This is a genomic window from Maritimibacter alkaliphilus HTCC2654, assembly GCF_000152805.1.
Classification (GTDB): Bacteria; Pseudomonadota; Alphaproteobacteria; order Rhodobacterales; family Rhodobacteraceae; genus Maritimibacter; species Maritimibacter alkaliphilus.
Map to the genome: position 1 here is coordinate 2,785,797 of NZ_CH902578.1, position 17,631 is coordinate 2,803,427.

Sequence of the window (17,631 nt, forward strand, 5' to 3'; positions counted from 1 at the left end):
AGCCAAAGGTAAAGGAGGGGTTTAGATGAACCATCGCATCGCCGTGACGCTCGCCGTCGCGACCCTTCTCGCCACGCCTGCCGAAGCCCGTGTGTTCACCCCGCCCGAAGGGTGCGAAGTGTTTCTGACGGTGCAATCCAAGCAATGCTCGGTGTCCAACCTTTACCGCTGCGACACCGACACGGGCGGCTTCGCCGAAGCCATGTTCGACGGCGAGGGTATGTCGGCGGTCGTCACCTACGGCGCCGGCTACCAGTGGCAGGACAGCCTGTATATGTGGGACAACTCCCGCGAACGGCTGGTCGAACCGGCCGAAGACCCTATCGACCTGCCGACCCTGACCGACGAGGGCATCGACACGTTCCGGTTCACGATGCACCGCACCGCGCCGGGCGAAGATCGCGAGATCACCATCGTCGGGGCCGACATGCTGTCTGGTGAAACCACGGTCATCGACGGCATGACGCTCGACATCGTTCAGACCCAGCTTCAGATCCTGACCGAGGACGGGTCCGTGGAATACCAGTCGCGCGGGGTTCAATACCTCAACCGCGAGTTGGGCCTGTTCTTCCTTGGACCGGAAGAGGTGCTCGACGACACGGGCGAGGCGACCCCTTACGACAACAGCCCTGTCGATTTCATCCATCCGGGCGAGCCGGGCTTTGCCCAGACGCTCCCCCTATACGAATGCGACCAGCAGAAGGCGGGGTTCACCCCCGCGCCAGCCGCCCCCACTCCGGGGCTTGAGGAGACCGACCATGACCAAATTTGACGAACGCTGGGTGGCCGAGGAAGAAGCCAAGCGCGCTTACCTTGCCGAACATGGGATGTACCGCGAAGAGTTCGAACACGCCTCGTGCGGCGTGGGCCTCGTCGTGTCGATCGACGGCAAGAAAAGCCGCAAGGTCGTGGAATCGGGCATCGAAGCTCTGAAGGCGATCTGGCACCGGGGCGCGGTGGATGCCGACGGCAAGACCGGCGACGGCGCGGGCATCCACGTGCAGATCCCGGTGGAGTTCTTCTACGATCAGGTCCGCCGCACCGGCCACGAGCCGCGCGAGAAAGAGATGATCGCGGTCGGTCAGGTGTTCCTGCCGCGCACCGACTTCGGCGCGCAGGAGACGTGCCGGACCATCGTCGAGACCGAAGTCCTGCGCATGGGCTATTACATCTACGGCTGGCGTCACGTGCCGGTGGATATCTCCTGCCTCGGCGAAAAGGCCAACGCGACCCGGCCCGAGATCGAACAAATCCTGATTTCGAACGCCAAGGGCGTGGACGAAGAAACGTTCGAGCGCGAGCTTTACGTCATCCGCCGCCGGATCGAAAAAGCCGCCGCCGCCGCAGGTGTCGGCCAGCTTTACCTCGCCTCGCTGTCGTGCCGGTCGATCATCTACAAGGGCATGATGCTGGCCGAGCAGGTGGCGGAGTTCTACCCGGACCTGAAAGACGAGCGGTTCGAGAGCGCATTCGCGATCTATCACCAGCGGTATTCGACCAACACCTTCCCGCAGTGGTGGCTGGCGCAGCCGTTCCGGATGCTCGCCCACAACGGCGAAATCAACACGCTGAAGGGCAACCTGAACTGGATGAAGAGCCACGAGATCCGCATGGCCTCGGGCGCGTTCGGGGATCTGGCCGAGGACATCAAGCCGATCGTGCCGCAGGGCTCGTCGGACAGTGCCGCACTGGATTCGGTGTTCGAAGTTCTGGTGCGCGCCGGACGGTCCGCGCCGATGGCCAAGACGATGCTGGTGCCTGAATCGTGGTCCAAGCAGTCGGCGGAAATGCCGAAGGCGTGGGTGGATATGTATTCCTACGCCAACTCGACGATGGAGCCGTGGGACGGCCCCGCCGCGCTGGCCATGACCGATGGTCGCTGGGTCTGCGCGGGTCTGGACCGCAACGGCCTGCGCCCGATGCGCTATGTCGTGACGGGTGACGGGCTGGTGATCGCCGGGTCCGAGGCGGGCATGGTCCCGGTGGACGAGGCGACCTGCGTCGAGAAAGGCGCGCTCGGTCCCGGCCAGTTGCTCGCCGTCGATATGAAAGAGGGCAAGCTCTACCACGACGTCGAGATCAAGGACAAACTCGCCAACAGCCAGCCCTTCGGCGACTGGGTCGGCAAGGTCAACGACATTGACGAGGAACTGCTGGGCGTCGAAGAAAAGGCGCTTCACACCGGGTCCGATCTGCGCCGCCGTCAGGTGGCCGCCGGCTACACGCTGGAAGAGCTGGAACAGATTCTCGCGCCGATGGCCGAGGACGGGAAAGAAACGCTGGCGTCGATGGGTGATGACACGCCGTCTGCGGTGCTGTCGAATGAATACCGGCCCCTGAGCCACTTCTTCCGCCAGAACTTCAGCCAGGTCACGAACCCGCCGATTGACTCGCTGCGCGAATTCCGGGTCATGAGCCTCAAGACCCGGTTCGGCAACCTCAAGAACGTGCTGGACGAAACCGGAAGCCAGACCGAGATCCTCGTGCTGGAAAGCCCCTTCGTCGGCAACGCGCAGTTCGAAGAGTTGCTCAAGCACTTCAACGCGAAATGCGTCGACATCGACTGCACCTTCCCGGCGGACGGTGGCGATCAGGCGCTGCGCGACGGTCTGGCCCGCATCCGTGACGAGGCGGAAGAGGCTGTGCGTTCGGGTGCCGGGCACATCGTGCTGTCGGACATGGCACAGGACGAGGACAAGGTGGGGATGCCGATGATCCTTGCCACCTCGGCCGTGCATTCGTGGCTGACGCGCAAGGGGCTGCGGACCTTCACCTCGCTCAACGTGCGGTCGGCCGAATGCATCGACCCGCATTACTTCGCGGTGCTGATCGCGTCGGGCGCGACGGTGGTGAACGCCTATCTCGCCGAAGACAGCCTTGCCGACCGGATCGAGCGCGGCCTGCTCGAAGGCAGCCTGACCGATGCCGTTCGCAAGTATCGCGAAGCGGTGGATCAGGGTCTGCTCAAGATCATGGCCAAGATGGGTATCTCGGTCATCTCGTCCTATCGCGGCGGTCTGAACTTCGAGGCCGTGGGCCTGAGCCGCGCGATGGTCGCGGACTACTTCCCCGGCATGACCAGCCGTATCTCCGGCATCGGCATCGGCGGCATCCAGAAGAAAGCACGCGCGATCCACGCGAAAGGCTGGCGTCTGGGGCAGGATATTCTGCCCATCGGCGGCTTCTACAAGGCTCGCAAGAACGGCGAGACCCACGCTTGGGGTGCGCAGACCATGCACCTGATGCAGGCCGCCTGCGACCGCGCGTCTTACGAGATGTGGAAGCAGTATTCGGCACGGATGCAGGCGAACCCGCCGATCCATCTGCGCGACATGCTCGACATCAAACCGCTGGGCGAGCCGGTTCCGATCGAACAGGTGGAATCGATCACCTCGATCCGCAAACGGTTCGTGACCCCCGGCATGAGCTTGGGCGCTCTGTCGCCCGAGGCGCACAAAACGCTGAACGTCGCGATGAACCGGATCGGGGCCAAGTCGGACTCCGGTGAGGGCGGCGAAGACCCGGCGCATTTCGTGCCGGAGCCGAACGGCGACAACCCGTCGGCCAAGATCAAGCAGGTCGCATCGGGGCGTTTCGGCGTGACCGCCGAATACTTGAACCAGTGCGAAGAGCTTGAGATCAAGGTCGCTCAGGGTGCCAAGCCCGGCGAAGGTGGTCAGCTTCCGGGGATGAAGGTCACGGACCTGATCGCGCGTCTGCGTCACTCCACCAAAGGCGTGACGCTGATTTCGCCGCCGCCGCACCACGACATCTACTCGATCGAAGACCTTGCGCAGCTGATCTATGACCTCAAGCAGATCAACCCGCGTTGTAAGGTGACGGTGAAGCTTGTGGCCTCCTCCGGTGTCGGCACGATTGCTGCCGGTGTCGCCAAGGCGAAAGCCGACGTGATCCTGATTTCGGGTCACAACGGCGGCACGGGCGCGTCCCCTGCCACGTCGATCAAGTTCGCGGGTCTGCCGTGGGAGATGGGTCTGTCGGAAGCGCATCAGGTGCTTGCGATGAACAACCTGCGCTCGCGCGTGACGCTGCGCACCGATGGTGGCCTTCGCACGGGTCGTGACATCGTCATGGCTGCGATGATGGGTGCCGAGGAATACGGCATCGGCACCGCCGCGCTGATCGCGATGGGCTGTATCATGGTGCGTCAGTGCCAGTCGAACACCTGCCCGGTGGGCGTCTGCACGCAGGACGAAAGCCTGCGGGCCAAGTTCACGGGCAATGCCGACAAAGTGGTGAACCTCATCACCTTCTACGCCACCGAAGTGCGCGAAATCCTCGCCCGGATCGGTGCCCGTTCGCTGGACGAGGTGATCGGTCGTGCGGATCTTCTGAGCCAGGTCAGCCGCGGCGCCGCGCACCTTGACGATCTGGACCTGAACCCGCTCCTGATCTCGGTCGATGGCGTCGGCAAGGACACCTACGACCGCACCCGGCCGCGCAACGAGGTGCTGGATACGCTGGACGCCGAAATCGTGAAGGATGCCGCGCGCTTCCTGAACGAAGGCGAGAAGATGCAGCTTCAATACGCGGTTCAGAACACGGCCCGGACCATCGGGACGCGGGTGTCGAGCCATATCGTTCGCAACTTCGGCATGAACAACAACCTTCAGCCCGATCACCTGACGATCAAGCTGTCCGGTTCCGCCGGTCAGTCGCTGGGCGCTTTCGCGGCCCCCGGTCTCAAGATCGAGGTCGCGGGCGACGCCAACGACTATGTCGGCAAAGGCCTGTCCGGGGGCACGGTCGTCGTGCGTCCGACCATGTCGTCGCCGCTGGTGGCGAGCGAGAACACGATCATCGGCAACACCGTGCTTTACGGTGCGACCGCCGGGTATCTGTTCGCGGCAGGTCGCGCGGGTGAGCGGTTCGCCGTCCGCAACTCGGGTGCCCATGTGGTGATCGAGGGCTGCGGGTCGAACGGGTGTGAATACATGACCGGTGGTGTCGCGGTGATCCTCGGGACCATCGGGGCCAACTTCGGGGCCGGGATGACGGGCGGTATGGCCTATCTCTACGACCCGGACGCGGTGGCCGAGACCTATATGAACAAGGAAACGCTGGTGACCTGCCCGGTGACGGTCGAGCACTGGGAAACCGAGCTGCGCGGCCTGATCGAACGGCATGTGAAAGAGACGAACAGCCGTAAGGGGGCTGAGATCCTTCAGCACTGGGATATCGAGAAGGACAACTTCCTTCAGATCTGCCCGAAAGAGATGCTGCCGCACCTCGCCGCACCGCTTTCGGTCGAAGAGGGCGCGATCCCGGCCGAGTGATCGCTGTCGTGACTTTGAAAAGGGCGTGCCGCTGGCGCGCCCTTTTCCGTTACAAAACATGATTTTTCGTTATGCTGGCCTCACAACAAGGGGGCTTGCCATGAAACGACTACTCAAGATCGCGGCCGTGTTGATCGGTCTCGCGCCGGCGGCGGCGTCGGCCCAGCAATGGGGTGCGGTGTGTATCGGACCGGGCGGCGCATGGGGATATGCGCATAGTTATGGGAGCGAATCCGGGGCCTACAACCGGGCCTTGCAGGAGTCGCAATACGACTGCGAAGAGGTTCGGACGTTCTTCAACACCTGCGCCGCGATGGCCGTCGCCTCCAACGGCGGTTGGGGCTGGTCGACCGGCAATTCGCGCGGACAGGCCGAGGCGGGGGCGATGAGCTATTGCCGTCAATACGGGTCGGGCTGTCAGGTCCGCGTGTGGGCCTGTTCCGGCTGAGAACAATTCGTTGACGAACCCATAGGGCGTTCGCCGGATTGAGAATCCGTGCCAGACTTGCCCAAACTGGGGGATTCGATGCTGTTACATATTGCTGCCACGGCGCAGTTTTTCATGCGTGTCATATTGGGATTGTGTTTCGGGCTGATCGCCGGGGCCATGCTGGCGACGTTCCTTCCGATCTACGCCTGACGGGAACCGGACTTGCGCTTGCGACGTTCGATTTCCGAATGGATTGAACGGAGTGTCCCATGTCCGAGATCGTCGTTGCCCGTTTTCCCGACGCGGCCAAGGCCGAGGCCGCCCGCACGGCGCTGGCGAAGCTGGGCCGCACCTATCAGATCGAGCCGGAAGACATCGAATTGGTCAGGCGCGGCACCGACGGCAACGTCGAGATCATGCCGGAGGTCAACATCCGCCTCGCCCATGTGATCGGCGGCGCGATCTGGGGAGCCGTCCTGGGTGTCGTCTTTCTCGTGCCCGTCATCGGCGCGGCGGTTGGATCGGCCGCTGGGTTCCTGACCGGGCGCTTCACCGACGTCGGGCTTCGCGATGCGTATCTTCGCGATGTCGGACACCAGATCGCCCCGGGTGAGGCCGCGGTCGCCCTGCTTGCCCGTCGTGTGGACCCCGGTGCCTTGGCCGAGACCGTTCGCCGGTTCGGGGGCAAGGTCATCCGCTCTTCCTTAAGCGGGCGACGCGCCGACCAGATCCGAACCGTGACCGCAGCGGATGCGCGCGGTGCCGAAAAGGCCAGCTTGCGGGACCAGCCCGAGCTTGCTTGACCACGCGCCCGCGCCCGTGGTCATAAGTGGCCATGGCGCGGAAATCGAAAAAGACCGAAGCAAAACCACGCCGCGTCAGGGCCAAGCGCCCCGCGCGGCGTTTCCTGTGGCGTTGGTCACGGCGCATCGTTCTTGGGTTCGTCGCCCTGATCTGCCTTTTGGTCTCGCTCTTCGCCTTTGTGAACCCGCCCACCACGCTTTACATGGCGAGCGAGTCCCGCCGCCTTGGCGGTGTGGCGCATGACTGGATCGACATCGACTATGTTGCGCCAGTGATGGCCCGGTCCATCGTGGCGGCGGAAGATGCGAACTATTGCCTGCACTGGGGCTTCGACATGGAAGCGATCCGGCAGGTCATCGAAGCGGGTGAAACGCGCGGCGCCTCGACCCTGTCGCAGCAGGTCGTCAAGAACGTCTATCTCTGGCCTGCCCGCAGCTATGTGCGCAAGGCGCTGGAGGCGATCATCACGCCGGTCGTGGAACTGGTCTGGACCAAGCGCCGGATCATCGAGGTCTATATGAACGTGGCCGAGTTCGATGAGGGCGTGTTCGGCGTTCATGCAGCCGCCCAGCATTACTTCGGGGTCACCCCCGACCAGCTGACGGATGTGCAGGCCGCTCGTCTGGCCGCGATCCTGCCGAGCCCCAAGGAACGCTCGGCCTCGAACCCCGGTCAGTTCGTGCAGCGCCGGGCCGCGTCGATCCGCGACGGGGCGGCGACGATCCTCCGAGACGGGCGGGCGGATTGCTTCGAGGATTGAACCCTTCCGCATTTCACGGCATGACAGGCGAAACCCCAATAAAAACGCAGCGATGATCCGCCTTTACCACTCCCCCCTGTCCCCGTTCTGCCGCAAGGTGCGGCTTGTCCTTGCCGAGAAGCGGCTGGAGGTCGAGCTGGTCGAGGAACGGTATTGGGAAAAGAGCGTCGAGTTCATGCGCCGCAATCCGGCGGGCAAGGTTCCGGTGCTTCGCATCGACGGCAAGACGCTGACCGAAAGCGCGCCGATCTGCGAATACATCGAGGAAACCGTGCCGGAGCCGTCCCTGATGCCGAATTCGGCCGATGGGCGGTATGAGGTGCGGCGGCTGGTCATGTGGTTCGACGACAAGTTCCACAGCGAAGTGACGTCGAACCTGCTGTATGAGCGCGTCAACAAGAAGCTGATGGGGCAGGGCTACCCGGATTCGACGCGGATCAAGAACGGGGCGAAGGCGATCAAGTATCACCTCGACTACATGGGGTGGCTTCTGGATCAGCGGCGCTGGCTGGCGGGCGACGCCCTGACGCTGGCCGATTTCGCGGCGGCCGCGCATCTGTCGGCGCTCGACTACATCTCGGACGTCGACTGGAACCGCAACGCCAACGTGCGGGAGTGGTATGCCAAGATCAAGTCGCGGCCCGCGTTCCGGTCGTTGCTGGCAGATCAGGTGCCAAGCTTCCCGCCGCCCGAACATTACGCCAACCTCGATTTCTGACGCGGCCCGGACCGGAGAGGTCCCATGACACTGACCGAAAAGCTGAAGGCGCAGGCACTGGCCGAGGGATTCTCGGCGGTCGGTGTGACGCGTCCCGATGCCGTGCCGGAGCTGGCAGACCGGCTGGCCGCCTTCGTCGAAGCGGGCCGGCATGGCGACATGGGCTGGATGGCCGAGCGGATGCACTGGCGCGGCGCGCCCGATGCGCTGTGGCCCGAGGCGAAGTCGGTCATCATGCTGGCCGAGCTCTACACGCCGGAGCATGACCCGATGGCCGTGATCGGCGAACCGGAGCGCGGCGCGATCAGCGTCTACGCGCAGAACCGCGACTACCACGACATCGTCAAGAAACGGCTTAAGCGTGTCGGGCGCTGGCTGATCGACGCGGCGGGGCCCGACACCGAGATCAAGGTGTTCGTCGATACCGCGCCGGTGATGGAGAAGCCGCTCGCGCAGGCCGCGGGGCTGGGGTGGCAGGGTAAGCATACCAATCTGCTCAGTCGCGACTTGGGAAGCTGGTTCTTCCTCGGTGCGATTTTCACGACGGCCGAATTGGAGCCGGATCGTCCGGGGCGTGAGAACTGCGGACGTTGCACCGCCTGTCTGGACGTCTGCCCGACAAAAGCATTCCCGGCGCCATTCCAACTGGATGCAAGGCGCTGCATTTCCTACCTGACGATCGAGCACAAGGGTCCGGTGGACGAGGCCCTTCGCCCTCTGCTGGGGAACCGGATTTATGGGTGCGACGACTGCCTCGCCGTCTGTCCGTGGAACAAATTCGCGGCCGAGGCGTCGGAGGCGCGTTATCTGGCGCGAGACGATCTTGCCGCGCCAAGGCTCGCAGGCCTCGCGGCTCTGGACGATGCGGCGTTTCGCGAGAAGTTCTCCGGCAGTCCGATCAAGCGCATCGGCCGGAACCGTTTCCTGCGCAATGTGGCCTATGCCATGGGCAATTCCGGCGACCCGTCGTTCGCCCCACAGCTTCAGCGCCTCGCAGGCGAGCCTGACCCGGTGCTGGCCGATGCAGCCACGTGGGCTCTGACCCGGATCGCTCGTTAAGCCGATCCGAACTTACACCTTTCGGCCCACTGCACGCTGTCCTCGGATTTCGGTCAATTGATCGGAACGTGCATGTGAAAGGCTTCGACCGCGGCGCTGATCCCTCGTGCCGCACGGGCGACCGAATAGGGGCCGATGGTGGTATGACCGACCCTGTAGGTGACGCGCGTGGCGTCGACGCCGGGGTGGAAGAAAACGAAGACCTCGACCCCCTTGGCCTTGAAGGCGTTGACAATGGCGAGTTCCAGCGCCCTTTGCGAATACCCTCCGGCGCGGGCGGGCACCCATTCGACCTGTGCGACGATGTGGATCTGTTCGGTGGGGCGGCCCCTGTCATATGCCGACAGGGCTTGCTGAGTGACGCCAAGGGGTCGAAGATTCGGATCCTTCGTCACCACGTAATAGCCGAGGGACATCGCGGTCGGCATCACGATAAGTGCGATGATCCCGAGAACGTAAAGGATGTTGCGGCGCGCGGCCATGCCTGCCCCCAGAGTTGGACGAGGCCACTCTAGGGGACAGGTCTTTTCAAAGTGTTACGACCGAACGTGCCGTTCGTAGGCCTCGGCGATCTCACGGGTGAGTGCGCCGACCTCGAAGGTGTAGTCCCCGATCTGACCGACCGGGGTCACTTCGGCCGCCGACCCGGTGAGCCAGCACTGTTCGAACCCTTCCATCTCTTCGGGCATGATGTGCCGCTCGTGCACCTTCACGCCCCGCTCTTCGAGCATCTTGATGACGGTCTGACGGGTCAGGCCGTTCAGGATCGCGTCGGGCAGGGGGGTGTGAACCTCGCCGTCCTTGACGAAGAACACGTTGGCCCCGGTCGCCTCGGCCACGTAACCGCGATAGTCGTAAAACAGCGCGTCGGAGCAGCCCTTGGCCTCGGCCGCGTGCTTGGACATGGTGCAGATCATGTAAAGACCGGCGGCCTTGGCGGCGGTCGGGATCGTTTCCGGCGAGGGGCGCTTCCACTTCGAAATGTCGAGCTTCGCGCCCTTCATCTTGGCGTCGCCATAGTAGCTGCCCCATTCCCAAGCCGCGATGAACAGGCGCACGGGGTTGCGCGAGGAACTGACACCCATGTCTTCGCCCGCGCCCCGGAACGCGACGGCCCGCACGTAGGCATTGGAGAACCCGTTCGCCTTGAGCACCTCGTCCTTGGCGGCGGTGATCTGTTCCGCCGTCCACGGGATCGGCATGTCGAGCAGCTCGCCCGAGCGCAACAGGCGCTTGGAATGCTCGTCGGTCAGGAAGATCTTGCCGTCATACGCGCGTTCGCCCTCGAACACGGACGAGGCGTAGTGAAGCGCGTGGGTCAGGATGTGTACGTTGGCGTCGCGCCAATCGACGAGCGTGCCGTCGACCCAGATCTTGCCGTCGCGGTCATCATATCCAGCCATTCCAACCTCCTTGGCCACATGGGCGCTTTTGCAAATGTTGCGCAAACTATGTCCGAACCGGACGTAAAGTTGCGTCAAAGACGCGATTCGCTACCATTGAGGGGTGGTAAAGTCAACAAGACTGACGTAAATTGCCTATCCGAAGGGCATTTTGTGAACGAGGATACCAAGGATGGACGACCGGCGTGGACCCCACCTGCTGTTCCTCACCGACGAGCAGCTCAAGAAGGGCATCGAGGCGATGTTCTTTGCCTACAAGGGCTTTACGGCGGACCCTGATCGCATTCTTGAGCAATACGGCTACGGGCGGGCGCATCACCGGGCGATCCACTTCATTCATCGCAGCCCCGGCACGACCGTCAACAACCTGCTGGCGATTCTCGGCGTTACGAAACAGTCGCTGAACCGCGTGTTGCGCACGCTGGTCGAAGACGGGCTGGTCGAAAGCCGCGTGGGCACGCGCGATAAACGCGAACGGCATCTGGTGCTGACCGAGAAAGGTCAGGCACTCGAGGCGGACCTCGCCGAAGCGCAGCGTGCCCGGATGCGCGCGGCCTACCGCGAGGTCGGGCCGGAGGCGGTCGACGGGTTCCGAAAGGTGCTGGAGGCGATGATGGACCCGGACATGCGCCGCCACTTCAACGCGCTGAAGGACCCGGAATGAGCCAGCCGGACGCGCATCTGCTTTTGGTCGACCCGGATGAGACCAAGCGCGGTCTGCTCAAGACCTTTCTCGGTCGACATGGCTTCCTCGTCTCCGCCGCGCGGGATGTAGACCATGCGCAGCGCCTGCTGTCGGGGCTGGATTTCGACCTGATCGTGCTGGAGGATGTGGCCGAGGCCGCACCGCTGTGCGATCTGACCGAAGCCCCGGCGCTGTGGCTGGTCGCGGCAGGCGAAACGCGCGAGGGCGAGGTCCTGTTGAAACCGTTCGAGCCGCCCGCGTTGATCGACAAGATCAACCAGATGCTCGACCGCCGCCCGCCGCCCGAATCCGCCGCACCCAAGGTGCTCAGGATGGGGCCGTTCACCTATGACATCGAAGCGGGTGCCCTGACTCAGGGCGAAGCGCGCGTGCGCCTGACCGCGACCGAGGTCAAACTGATGCGTGCGCTGGCGGCCCGGCCCAATGCGCCGATCACGCGGTCCGAACTGGCCGACGTGGTCGATGCCGACCCGGCAAGCCGCGCGGTCGACGTCCAGATCACGCGGCTGAGGCGCAAGCTGGAACCCAACCCCAAGATGCCCAAGGTGCTGCAAACCGTGCGCGGGACCGGCTACATGATCGTCGCCGACTGATCGCGTCCCCACGTCACGCTTGCGCCGATGGTCTGCCCCGTGCCTCTCTCACCCCCAAGGGAGGATCAGCCATGTACGAAGTGATCGGAAAGATCGACACCCGCGCGTTCCGCGTGCTCTGGATGCTCGAAGAACTGGGCCAGCCTTACGAGTGGACCAAGGCCGGGCCGCGCAGTGCCGAGGTGATGGCGCACAACCCGTCGGGCAAGGTGCCGGTCCTGCTGGTCGATGGCGAGCCGGTGAACGACTCGGTCGCGATCATGCAGTATCTGGCGGACCGCCATGGCGCGTTCACCCATCCCGCAGGGACGCTGGAACGCGCGCGCCAGGACGCGATCAGCAACTTCCTGATCGACGATTTCGACGCGCTCCTCTGGATGGGCGCGCGCCACGTCTTCGTCCTGCCGGAAGAGCACCGGATGCCCGAAATCCGCTCGTCGCTGAAATGGGAATTCGCAGGCGCGGTGGAACGTTGTGCCGGTATCCTCGGCGACAAGGCATTCCTGACCGGGGACGAGATGACGGTGCCGGACATCCTTGCCGCCCATTGTGCGAACTGGGCCTTCTCGGCCAAGTTCCCGCTCGAGAACGATAAGTTCAACGCCTACGTCAAGCGGATGCGCGATCGGGACGCCTTCAAACGCGTGGCGGCGCTGGCGAAAGCCTAGACCAGCGCCTGACGGGCCGCCGCCAGCCCGGTGGCGAAACAGGCGGTCAACAGGTAGCCGCCCGTCGGCGCCTCCCAATCCAGCATCTCGCCGCAGGCATACAGGCCGGGAATGGCCCGGATCGCGTAGCCGTCGAGGGCTTCGGCCGTGATGCCCCCGGCGGTCGAGATCGCCTCGTCGATCGGGCGCAGTCCGGCATGGCGGATCGGCAGAGCCTTGACGAGCGGGGCGAGGTCGTCGGGCAAGGGCCGCCCGAACTCCATCAACAGGGCGAGGCGAACGGGATCCAGTTTCAGCGCCTTGCGCAGATGTCCCGCGACGGTGGCCTTGCCGCGCGGCTTGGCCAGACGCGCGGCCACCTCGTCTTGCGTCAGGTCGGGGCACAGGTCGACGGTAAGCGCCATACCCACACGCACCGCGCGCGAGACGGTGTAAATGGCCGAACCTTCGAGACCCCGCGCCGACACCACGAACTCCCCCCGGACCGAGGTGTCGCCTGCGGTGAGCCGGGCCACCTTGACCGGCGCGCCAAAGTGCTTGGCCATGTGAACTGACCAGTCGACGACCAGCCCGGCGTTCGCAGGGGCGAGCGGCGCGATGTTCACGCCACGATCCGCCAGCCACGGCACCCATGCCCCGTCCGAGCCGAGGCGCGCCCAACTGCCGCCGCCAAGCGCGAGAATGCACAGGTCGGGGGTGACGACCTGCCGCCCCTCCGGCGTCTCGAAGGCATAGCCTGTGCCGTCGAAGCCGACCCACCGCCAGCGTGTGCGGATGGTAACGCCGTCGAGGGTGCCGAGCCATGCCCGCAACAAAGGCGAGCCTTTCATGGTTTCGGGAAACACCCGGCCCGACGATCCGGTGAACACGGGCTGACCCAGCCCGCGTGCCCAATCCGCGACCTCCACCGGTCCGAAATCCACAACCGCCGCCCGCACCAGCCCAGCGCAACCGCCGTGATAGGCGGCAAGGAACCGTTCGAGCGGCTCGTCCTTGGTCAGGTTCAGCCCGCTCTTACCCGCCATCAGGAATTTTCGCGCAACCGAGGGTTTCCCTTCGGCCACCACCACGTCGCAGTCGTCACGCGCCAGCGCCCCGGCGGCCATCAACCCCGCCGGACCCGCGCCGATCACCAGTGCTTGCCGTTTCACGCCGTTCATCCCACCTTCACTGCATGGAAGCGCCGCCCGACACAAGCGACCCGATCTGCCCGATCTGCGCCCGCCCGATCCCCGAAGGCGTTCCGCAATCGCGCCATCACCTGATCCCGCGCCTGAAAGGCGGCAAAGGCGGCGAGACGGTGCTGCTCCACCACATCTGCCACAAGGAAATCCACGCGACCCTGTCCGAGGCCGAGCTTGCCCGTGTCTACAACACGCCCGAGGCGCTGCTCACCCATCCCCGGATCGCGAAATTCGCCAGATGGGTCGCCAAGCGCCCGCCCGACTTCCTGTCTCGTAGCGAAGGCAAACGCCGTCCCCGCCGTTAGGTGTTTCCGGTCTCGAAATATCCCGGGGGAGCGCGAGGGGGCTGGCCCCCTCGCCCGGGTCGGGTCGGGCGCAAGCCCGATCCGAAATCAGATTAAGCCCTTGATCCCGGCCACATGCTCCGGCGTCGCGCCCAGCGCATCCGTGGCCAAATCCCGCGCAGCCGTGGCGACATCCGCGTCGATGATCCGGTCGATCAGGCCCCAGTCCAGCGCCTCGGGTGCCTCGACTTTCTGCCCCGCCATCAGGATCATCTTGGCCCGCGACGGGCCAACGAGGGCCGCAAGACGTTTCGGGTCCGACGGTTGCGGCAGGAAGCCCAACTTCATCACCGGGTAGAAGAACTTGGCCGACGGCACCGCGATCCGCAGATCGCAGGCCAGTGCCATGCCCATCGCCCCGCCTGCGAGCGTGCCGTTTAGGGCCGCGATGGTCAGGATCGGGGCGCTGGCGATGGCGCCCGAGAGCCGTTCCCAGACCGGATCGGTGGCAAGCCCCGCCCGCGCCTCGTCAAGATCGGCCCCGGCGGAGAACACCTTGCCTTCCCCGGTGAAGATCAGCGCGCGTGCGCTGCTCGACGCCTCTTCGGCCACGGTCGCCAGTTCGAGCAGCATCTCGCGGGTGAGCGAATTGGCCTTGTCGGGCCGGGCGATCGTAGCGATCCAGAGGCCGCCGTCCCGCTCCAGCCGGATCATGCGATCAGGCCCACGGCGCGGCGCACATCTTCGTCGCGCAAAGAGACCTCCTGCCCGAGCCATGCATCCCCATCCGGGCCGCAAAGCCACAACAGGCACTTCGCGGGCCAGTCGGGCGGGATGTGGTCGGACCAGTCGAGCTGGCTGACCGGGTTCACGCCGGAGGCCTTGATCTCGCGCTGCATCTCGGTCGCCACGGTGCCGGGCGACAGGCCGATGGCCCTGATGCCGTGACCCACCTCTTCCTTGTGAAGACACCGGGTCAGCATGTGGACCGCGGCCTTGGAGGTGCAATAGTGGCTCCATGCCTCCAGCGCGCCATGCGCCGCGCCGGACGAAATCGTCAAAACCGTTCCGCTGCCTGCCTTCCGCATCGTCGGCAGCACCGCCCGCATGCCGTGGTAGACGCCCTTGACGTTGATGTCGATCACACGGCCCCAGTCGTCCGGGTCGCTGTCCGCCATGTTCGCAATCGGTTCGATCACGCCTGCGTTGTTGATGAGCACGTCGACGCCACCGAATTGCGCGATGGCTTCGTCCACGGCGGTCTGCACCGCTTCGAAGCTGGCCACGTCGCATTCCAGCGCGAGCGCGTTGTCCCCGATCTCTTCCGCCAGTGAGGTGAGCGCATCGCCGGAACGGGCCAGCAGGGCGACGTTCGCCCCGGCCTCGGCGAACACGCGCGCGGCGGCCTCGCCGATCCCTCGGCTCGCGCCGGTGATGACCACCGTCTTGCCTGTCATATCCATCTGAAAACTCCCTGTTTCGCGCAGACCGTAATGGTTCGTTGCGCGGTGGACCAGTGCGTCGCCCTTGCGGGGGGGCGTTGGGGCCGTTACCTGAGACGACAACGTGGAAAGGAAACCCATGAAGGCCAAGCTCGACAGTCTCACCCAACAGCTTCTCGACGCCGCGCGCAAAGCGGGGGCCGACAATGCCGACGCGCTCGCCGTCGCGGGCACGTCGCTGTCCATCGACGTGCTCAAGGGCGCGCTGGAACATGCGGAGCGGTCCGAGGGCGTGGACATCGGGCTGCGCGTGATGGTCGGGCATCGTCAGGCGAACGTGTCGGCCTCGGACACCTCGGCGGACACGATCGAGGAAATGGCACAGCGGGCCGTCGCGATGGCGCGGGAGGCGCCGGAGGACCCCACCATCGGGCTGGCCGATCCGTCGCAATATGCCCGCGACTGGGATCTGGCGGCGCTGGAACTGGCCGATCCGTCAGACGAGCCCGCGCCCGACGCGCTGGAAGAAGATGCGCGGACCGCCGAACAGGCCGCGCTGGGCGTCGAGGGCGTCAGTCAGGTGCAGGCCACGTCTGCGGGCTACGGGCGCACCGACATTTTTCTTGCCACCTCGAACGGGTTCGCGGGCGGCTATGGCCGCACGACGCGCGCCGTGTCGCTCGCCGCGATCTCAGGCACGGGTGCCGAGATGGAGCGGGAATTCAACGGCGAATCCCGCATTTTCCAGACCGACCTGCCGTCAGCGGAAGAGATCGGGCGCATCGCAGGCGAACGGGCAGCGGCGCGCAAGGGCGCGAAACAACCGCCGACCGGCACCTATCCGGTCCTGTTCGACGAACGCGTTTCGGCTTCGATCATCGGGCATCTTCTGGGGGCGATCAACGGGGCCTCCATCGTGCGCGGATCGTCCTTCCTGCGCGACAGGATGGGCCAGCAGGTTCTGCCCGCGCATCTGTCGATCATCGAAGATCCGCTGCGCGTGCGTGCCAACGGATCGCGCCCCTTCGACGGGGAGGGCCTTCCGACCGGGCGCCGGGCGCTTGTCGAAAACGGCGTGCTGAACGGCTGGGTGCTCGACCTCGCCACCGCGCGCAAACTGGGGCTGGAAAGCACGGCGAATGCCGGGCGCGGCACCGGAGCGCCGCCCAGCCCGGGCGTGTCCAATATGTACCTGACACCGGGCGACAAGACCCATGCCGACCTCATGTCCGATATGGGGACCGGGCTGCTGGTCACGGGGCTGATCGGGTCGACCGTGAACCCGAACACGGGCGATTACTCGCGCGGGGCCTCGGGCTTCTGGGTCGAGAACGGTGAAATCGCCTACCCGGTCAACGAATGCACCATCGCGAACAACCTGATCGACATGCTTCTGCGGATCATTCCGGCGAATGACGCCGAGCCGCACAAGTCGCGGCAGGTGCCATCGCTTCTGATCGAAGGGATGACCCTTGCGGGAAGCTGATACCGCGCTTCTGGCCGACGCGGCACGAGAGGCGGGGGAGATCGCGAAGCGGTTCTTCAAGCGCGACGTGACCAAGTGGGAAAAGCCGGACTATCAGGGCCCGGTGACCGAAGCCGATCTGGCGGTCGACGAGATGCTGAAGGACCGCTTGCGGGCCGCCCGGCCGGATTACGGCTGGCTGTCCGAAGAGACGCCGGACGCGACCGACCGTCTGGATGCCGAGACGGTGTTTATCATCGACCCGATCGACGGGACGCGGGGCTTCATCGAGGGGAACCCGACGTGGTCCCATTCCCTCGCCATCGCGAAGGGCGGCGCGGTCGTGGCGGCGGTCGTCTATCTGCCGATGCACGACAAGCTTTATGCGGCGACGGCGGGGCAAGGGGCGATGCTGAACGGGGAGGCCATTCGCGCGTCGGAGCAGAGCGTTCTGGCCGAGGCCGAGGTGCTGGCGGCGAAGCCCGCGATGGAGCCGCACAACTGGCTCGACGCCGATGTGCCGGAAATGAAGCGGCAATTCCGCTCGTCGCTCGCCTATCGCATGGCGCTGGTCGCCGAAGGGCGCAAGGATGCCATGTTCACGCTGCGCGCGACGTGGGAATGGGACGTGGCCGCCGGAACGTTGCTGGTCGCCGAGGCCGGCGGGCGCGTGTCGGACCGCAAGGGCGGCGTGCTGGGGTTCAACAACCGGCATCCGCAAGTCAACGGCGTGGTCGCCGGTGGTGGCGCGGTCCACGCCGATATCGTTTCGCGTCTGCTTTAGGGATTTCGCCGCGGGCTTGCGCCCGCGTCGACCC

The 17,631-nt window shown here is 65.1% G+C and carries 18 protein-coding genes; 13 read left to right on the top strand and 5 right to left on the bottom strand.

The window, feature by feature from the left end; all coding sequences use genetic code 11:
• The first annotated feature begins 25 nt into the window (after positions 1–25).
• The 7 genes from RB2654_RS14475 (at position 26) to queG (ending at position 9,068) form a co-directional block, all read left to right on the top strand.
• Entirely contained in the window at positions 26–772 is a 747-nt protein-coding gene (locus RB2654_RS14475) for a hypothetical protein (protein WP_050771973.1), read from the top strand.
• Positions 759–5,297, top strand: a complete 4,539-nt coding sequence (gene gltB, locus RB2654_RS14480; RefSeq protein WP_040885015.1) for a glutamate synthase large subunit — start codon at positions 759–761, stop codon at positions 5,295–5,297. Before RB2654_RS14475 ends, gltB begins: the two co-directional genes overlap by 14 nt.
• Before the next feature lie 100 nt (positions 5,298–5,397).
• A complete protein-coding gene (locus RB2654_RS14485; protein WP_050771974.1) occupies positions 5,398–5,745 on the top strand; it encodes a DUF4189 domain-containing protein in 348 nt (115 codons plus the stop codon).
• A gap of 251 nt (positions 5,746–5,996) precedes the next feature.
• On the top strand, positions 5,997–6,530 hold the full coding sequence (locus RB2654_RS14490; RefSeq protein WP_040885016.1) for a DUF1269 domain-containing protein: 534 nt from the start codon (positions 5,997–5,999) through the stop codon (positions 6,528–6,530).
• Between the two features lie 32 nt (positions 6,531–6,562).
• On the top strand, positions 6,563–7,291 hold the full coding sequence (mtgA, locus tag RB2654_RS14495; RefSeq protein ID WP_040885018.1) for a monofunctional biosynthetic peptidoglycan transglycosylase: 729 nt from the start codon (positions 6,563–6,565) through the stop codon (positions 7,289–7,291).
• Between the two features lie 52 nt (positions 7,292–7,343).
• Positions 7,344–8,009, top strand: a complete 666-nt coding sequence (gene fzlA / locus RB2654_RS14500; RefSeq protein WP_008333163.1) for an FtsZ-binding protein FzlA — start codon at positions 7,344–7,346, stop codon at positions 8,007–8,009.
• Positions 8,010–8,033: 24 nt separating this feature from the next.
• Positions 8,034–9,068, top strand: a complete 1,035-nt coding sequence (gene queG, locus RB2654_RS14505) for a tRNA epoxyqueuosine(34) reductase QueG (RefSeq protein ID WP_008333164.1) — start codon at positions 8,034–8,036, stop codon at positions 9,066–9,068.
• Between the two features lie 53 nt (positions 9,069–9,121).
• On the opposite strand, the gene RB2654_RS14510 is transcribed toward queG, so the two are convergent.
• Together RB2654_RS14510 and RB2654_RS14515 are read right to left on the bottom strand one after the other, a co-directional pair.
• Positions 9,122–9,550: a hypothetical protein gene (locus RB2654_RS14510; protein WP_040885020.1), complete on the bottom strand. Its 429-nt coding sequence runs from the start codon at positions 9,548–9,550 to the stop codon at positions 9,122–9,124.
• Positions 9,551–9,604: 54 nt separating this feature from the next.
• Positions 9,605–10,471 (bottom strand): branched-chain amino acid aminotransferase, encoded by an 867-nt coding sequence (locus RB2654_RS14515; protein WP_040885024.1) that lies wholly within the window; start codon positions 10,469–10,471, stop codon positions 9,605–9,607.
• A 172-nt stretch (positions 10,472–10,643) separates the two neighbouring features.
• Here RB2654_RS14515 and RB2654_RS14520 point away from each other — a divergent pair, with 172 nt between their 5' ends.
• From RB2654_RS14520 to RB2654_RS14530, 3 genes are all read left to right on the top strand, one after another.
• Positions 10,644–11,135, top strand: a complete 492-nt coding sequence (locus RB2654_RS14520; protein ID WP_040885026.1) for a MarR family winged helix-turn-helix transcriptional regulator — start codon at positions 10,644–10,646, stop codon at positions 11,133–11,135.
• A complete protein-coding gene (locus RB2654_RS14525) occupies positions 11,132–11,770 on the top strand; it encodes a winged helix-turn-helix domain-containing protein (protein WP_040885028.1) in 639 nt (212 codons plus the stop codon). Before RB2654_RS14520 ends, RB2654_RS14525 begins: the two co-directional genes overlap by 4 nt.
• A gap of 71 nt (positions 11,771–11,841) precedes the next feature.
• Positions 11,842–12,438, top strand: a complete 597-nt coding sequence (locus RB2654_RS14530) for a glutathione S-transferase family protein (RefSeq protein ID WP_008333177.1) — start codon at positions 11,842–11,844, stop codon at positions 12,436–12,438.
• Here the strand turns inward: RB2654_RS14530 and RB2654_RS14535 are convergent.
• Positions 12,435–13,598, bottom strand: a complete 1,164-nt coding sequence (locus tag RB2654_RS14535) for a TIGR03862 family flavoprotein (RefSeq protein WP_040885030.1) — start codon at positions 13,596–13,598, stop codon at positions 12,435–12,437. The genes RB2654_RS14530 and RB2654_RS14535 overlap by 4 nt on opposite strands.
• A gap of 14 nt (positions 13,599–13,612) precedes the next feature.
• Here RB2654_RS14535 and RB2654_RS14540 point away from each other — a divergent pair, with 14 nt between their 5' ends.
• Positions 13,613–13,927, top strand: a complete 315-nt coding sequence (locus RB2654_RS14540; protein WP_040885031.1) for an HNH endonuclease family protein — start codon at positions 13,613–13,615, stop codon at positions 13,925–13,927.
• Between the two features lie 87 nt (positions 13,928–14,014).
• Here RB2654_RS14540 and RB2654_RS14545 read toward each other — a convergent pair whose 3' ends face one another.
• Positions 14,015–14,620 (bottom strand): enoyl-CoA hydratase/isomerase family protein, encoded by a 606-nt coding sequence (locus tag RB2654_RS14545; protein ID WP_040885032.1) that lies wholly within the window; start codon positions 14,618–14,620, stop codon positions 14,015–14,017.
• Entirely contained in the window at positions 14,617–15,369 is a 753-nt protein-coding gene (locus tag RB2654_RS14550; protein ID WP_008333192.1) for an SDR family oxidoreductase, read from the bottom strand. Before RB2654_RS14550 ends, RB2654_RS14545 begins: the two co-directional genes overlap by 4 nt.
• A gap of 118 nt (positions 15,370–15,487) precedes the next feature.
• Here RB2654_RS14550 and RB2654_RS14555 point away from each other — a divergent pair, with 118 nt between their 5' ends.
• Together RB2654_RS14555 and RB2654_RS14560 are read left to right on the top strand one after the other, a co-directional pair.
• The gene (locus tag RB2654_RS14555) at positions 15,488–16,834 is read left to right on the top strand and encodes a TldD/PmbA family protein (protein WP_008333193.1); all 1,347 of its coding nucleotides are present in this window, start codon (positions 15,488–15,490) and stop codon (positions 16,832–16,834) included.
• Positions 16,821–17,597, top strand: coding sequence for an inositol monophosphatase family protein (locus RB2654_RS14560; RefSeq protein WP_040885033.1), 777 nt, complete (start codon positions 16,821–16,823; stop codon positions 17,595–17,597). Before RB2654_RS14555 ends, RB2654_RS14560 begins: the two co-directional genes overlap by 14 nt.
• Positions 17,598–17,631: the final 34 nt, after the last annotated feature.

Coding starts and splice junctions, on each gene's coding strand:
- RB2654_RS14475 (WP_050771973.1), top strand. CDS start 26: ATGAACCATCGCATCGCCGTGACGCTCGCCGTCGCGACCCTTCTCGCC.
- gltB (WP_040885015.1), top strand. CDS start 759: ATGACCAAATTTGACGAACGCTGGGTGGCCGAGGAAGAAGCCAAGCGC.
- RB2654_RS14485 (WP_050771974.1), top strand. CDS start 5,398: ATGAAACGACTACTCAAGATCGCGGCCGTGTTGATCGGTCTCGCGCCG.
- RB2654_RS14490 (WP_040885016.1), top strand. CDS start 5,997: ATGTCCGAGATCGTCGTTGCCCGTTTTCCCGACGCGGCCAAGGCCGAG.
- mtgA (WP_040885018.1), top strand. CDS start 6,563: ATGGCGCGGAAATCGAAAAAGACCGAAGCAAAACCACGCCGCGTCAGG.
- fzlA (WP_008333163.1), top strand. CDS start 7,344: ATGATCCGCCTTTACCACTCCCCCCTGTCCCCGTTCTGCCGCAAGGTG.
- queG (WP_008333164.1), top strand. CDS start 8,034: ATGACACTGACCGAAAAGCTGAAGGCGCAGGCACTGGCCGAGGGATTC.
- RB2654_RS14510 (WP_040885020.1), bottom strand. CDS start 9,550: ATGGCCGCGCGCCGCAACATCCTTTACGTTCTCGGGATCATCGCACTT.
- RB2654_RS14515 (WP_040885024.1), bottom strand. CDS start 10,471: ATGGCTGGATATGATGACCGCGACGGCAAGATCTGGGTCGACGGCACG.
- RB2654_RS14520 (WP_040885026.1), top strand. CDS start 10,644: ATGGACGACCGGCGTGGACCCCACCTGCTGTTCCTCACCGACGAGCAG.
- RB2654_RS14525 (WP_040885028.1), top strand. CDS start 11,132: ATGAGCCAGCCGGACGCGCATCTGCTTTTGGTCGACCCGGATGAGACC.
- RB2654_RS14530 (WP_008333177.1), top strand. CDS start 11,842: ATGTACGAAGTGATCGGAAAGATCGACACCCGCGCGTTCCGCGTGCTC.
- RB2654_RS14535 (WP_040885030.1), bottom strand. CDS start 13,598: ATGAACGGCGTGAAACGGCAAGCACTGGTGATCGGCGCGGGTCCGGCG.
- RB2654_RS14540 (WP_040885031.1), top strand. CDS start 13,613: ATGGAAGCGCCGCCCGACACAAGCGACCCGATCTGCCCGATCTGCGCC.
- RB2654_RS14545 (WP_040885032.1), bottom strand. CDS start 14,620: ATGATCCGGCTGGAGCGGGACGGCGGCCTCTGGATCGCTACGATCGCC.
- RB2654_RS14550 (WP_008333192.1), bottom strand. CDS start 15,369: ATGGATATGACAGGCAAGACGGTGGTCATCACCGGCGCGAGCCGAGGG.
- RB2654_RS14555 (WP_008333193.1), top strand. CDS start 15,488: ATGAAGGCCAAGCTCGACAGTCTCACCCAACAGCTTCTCGACGCCGCG.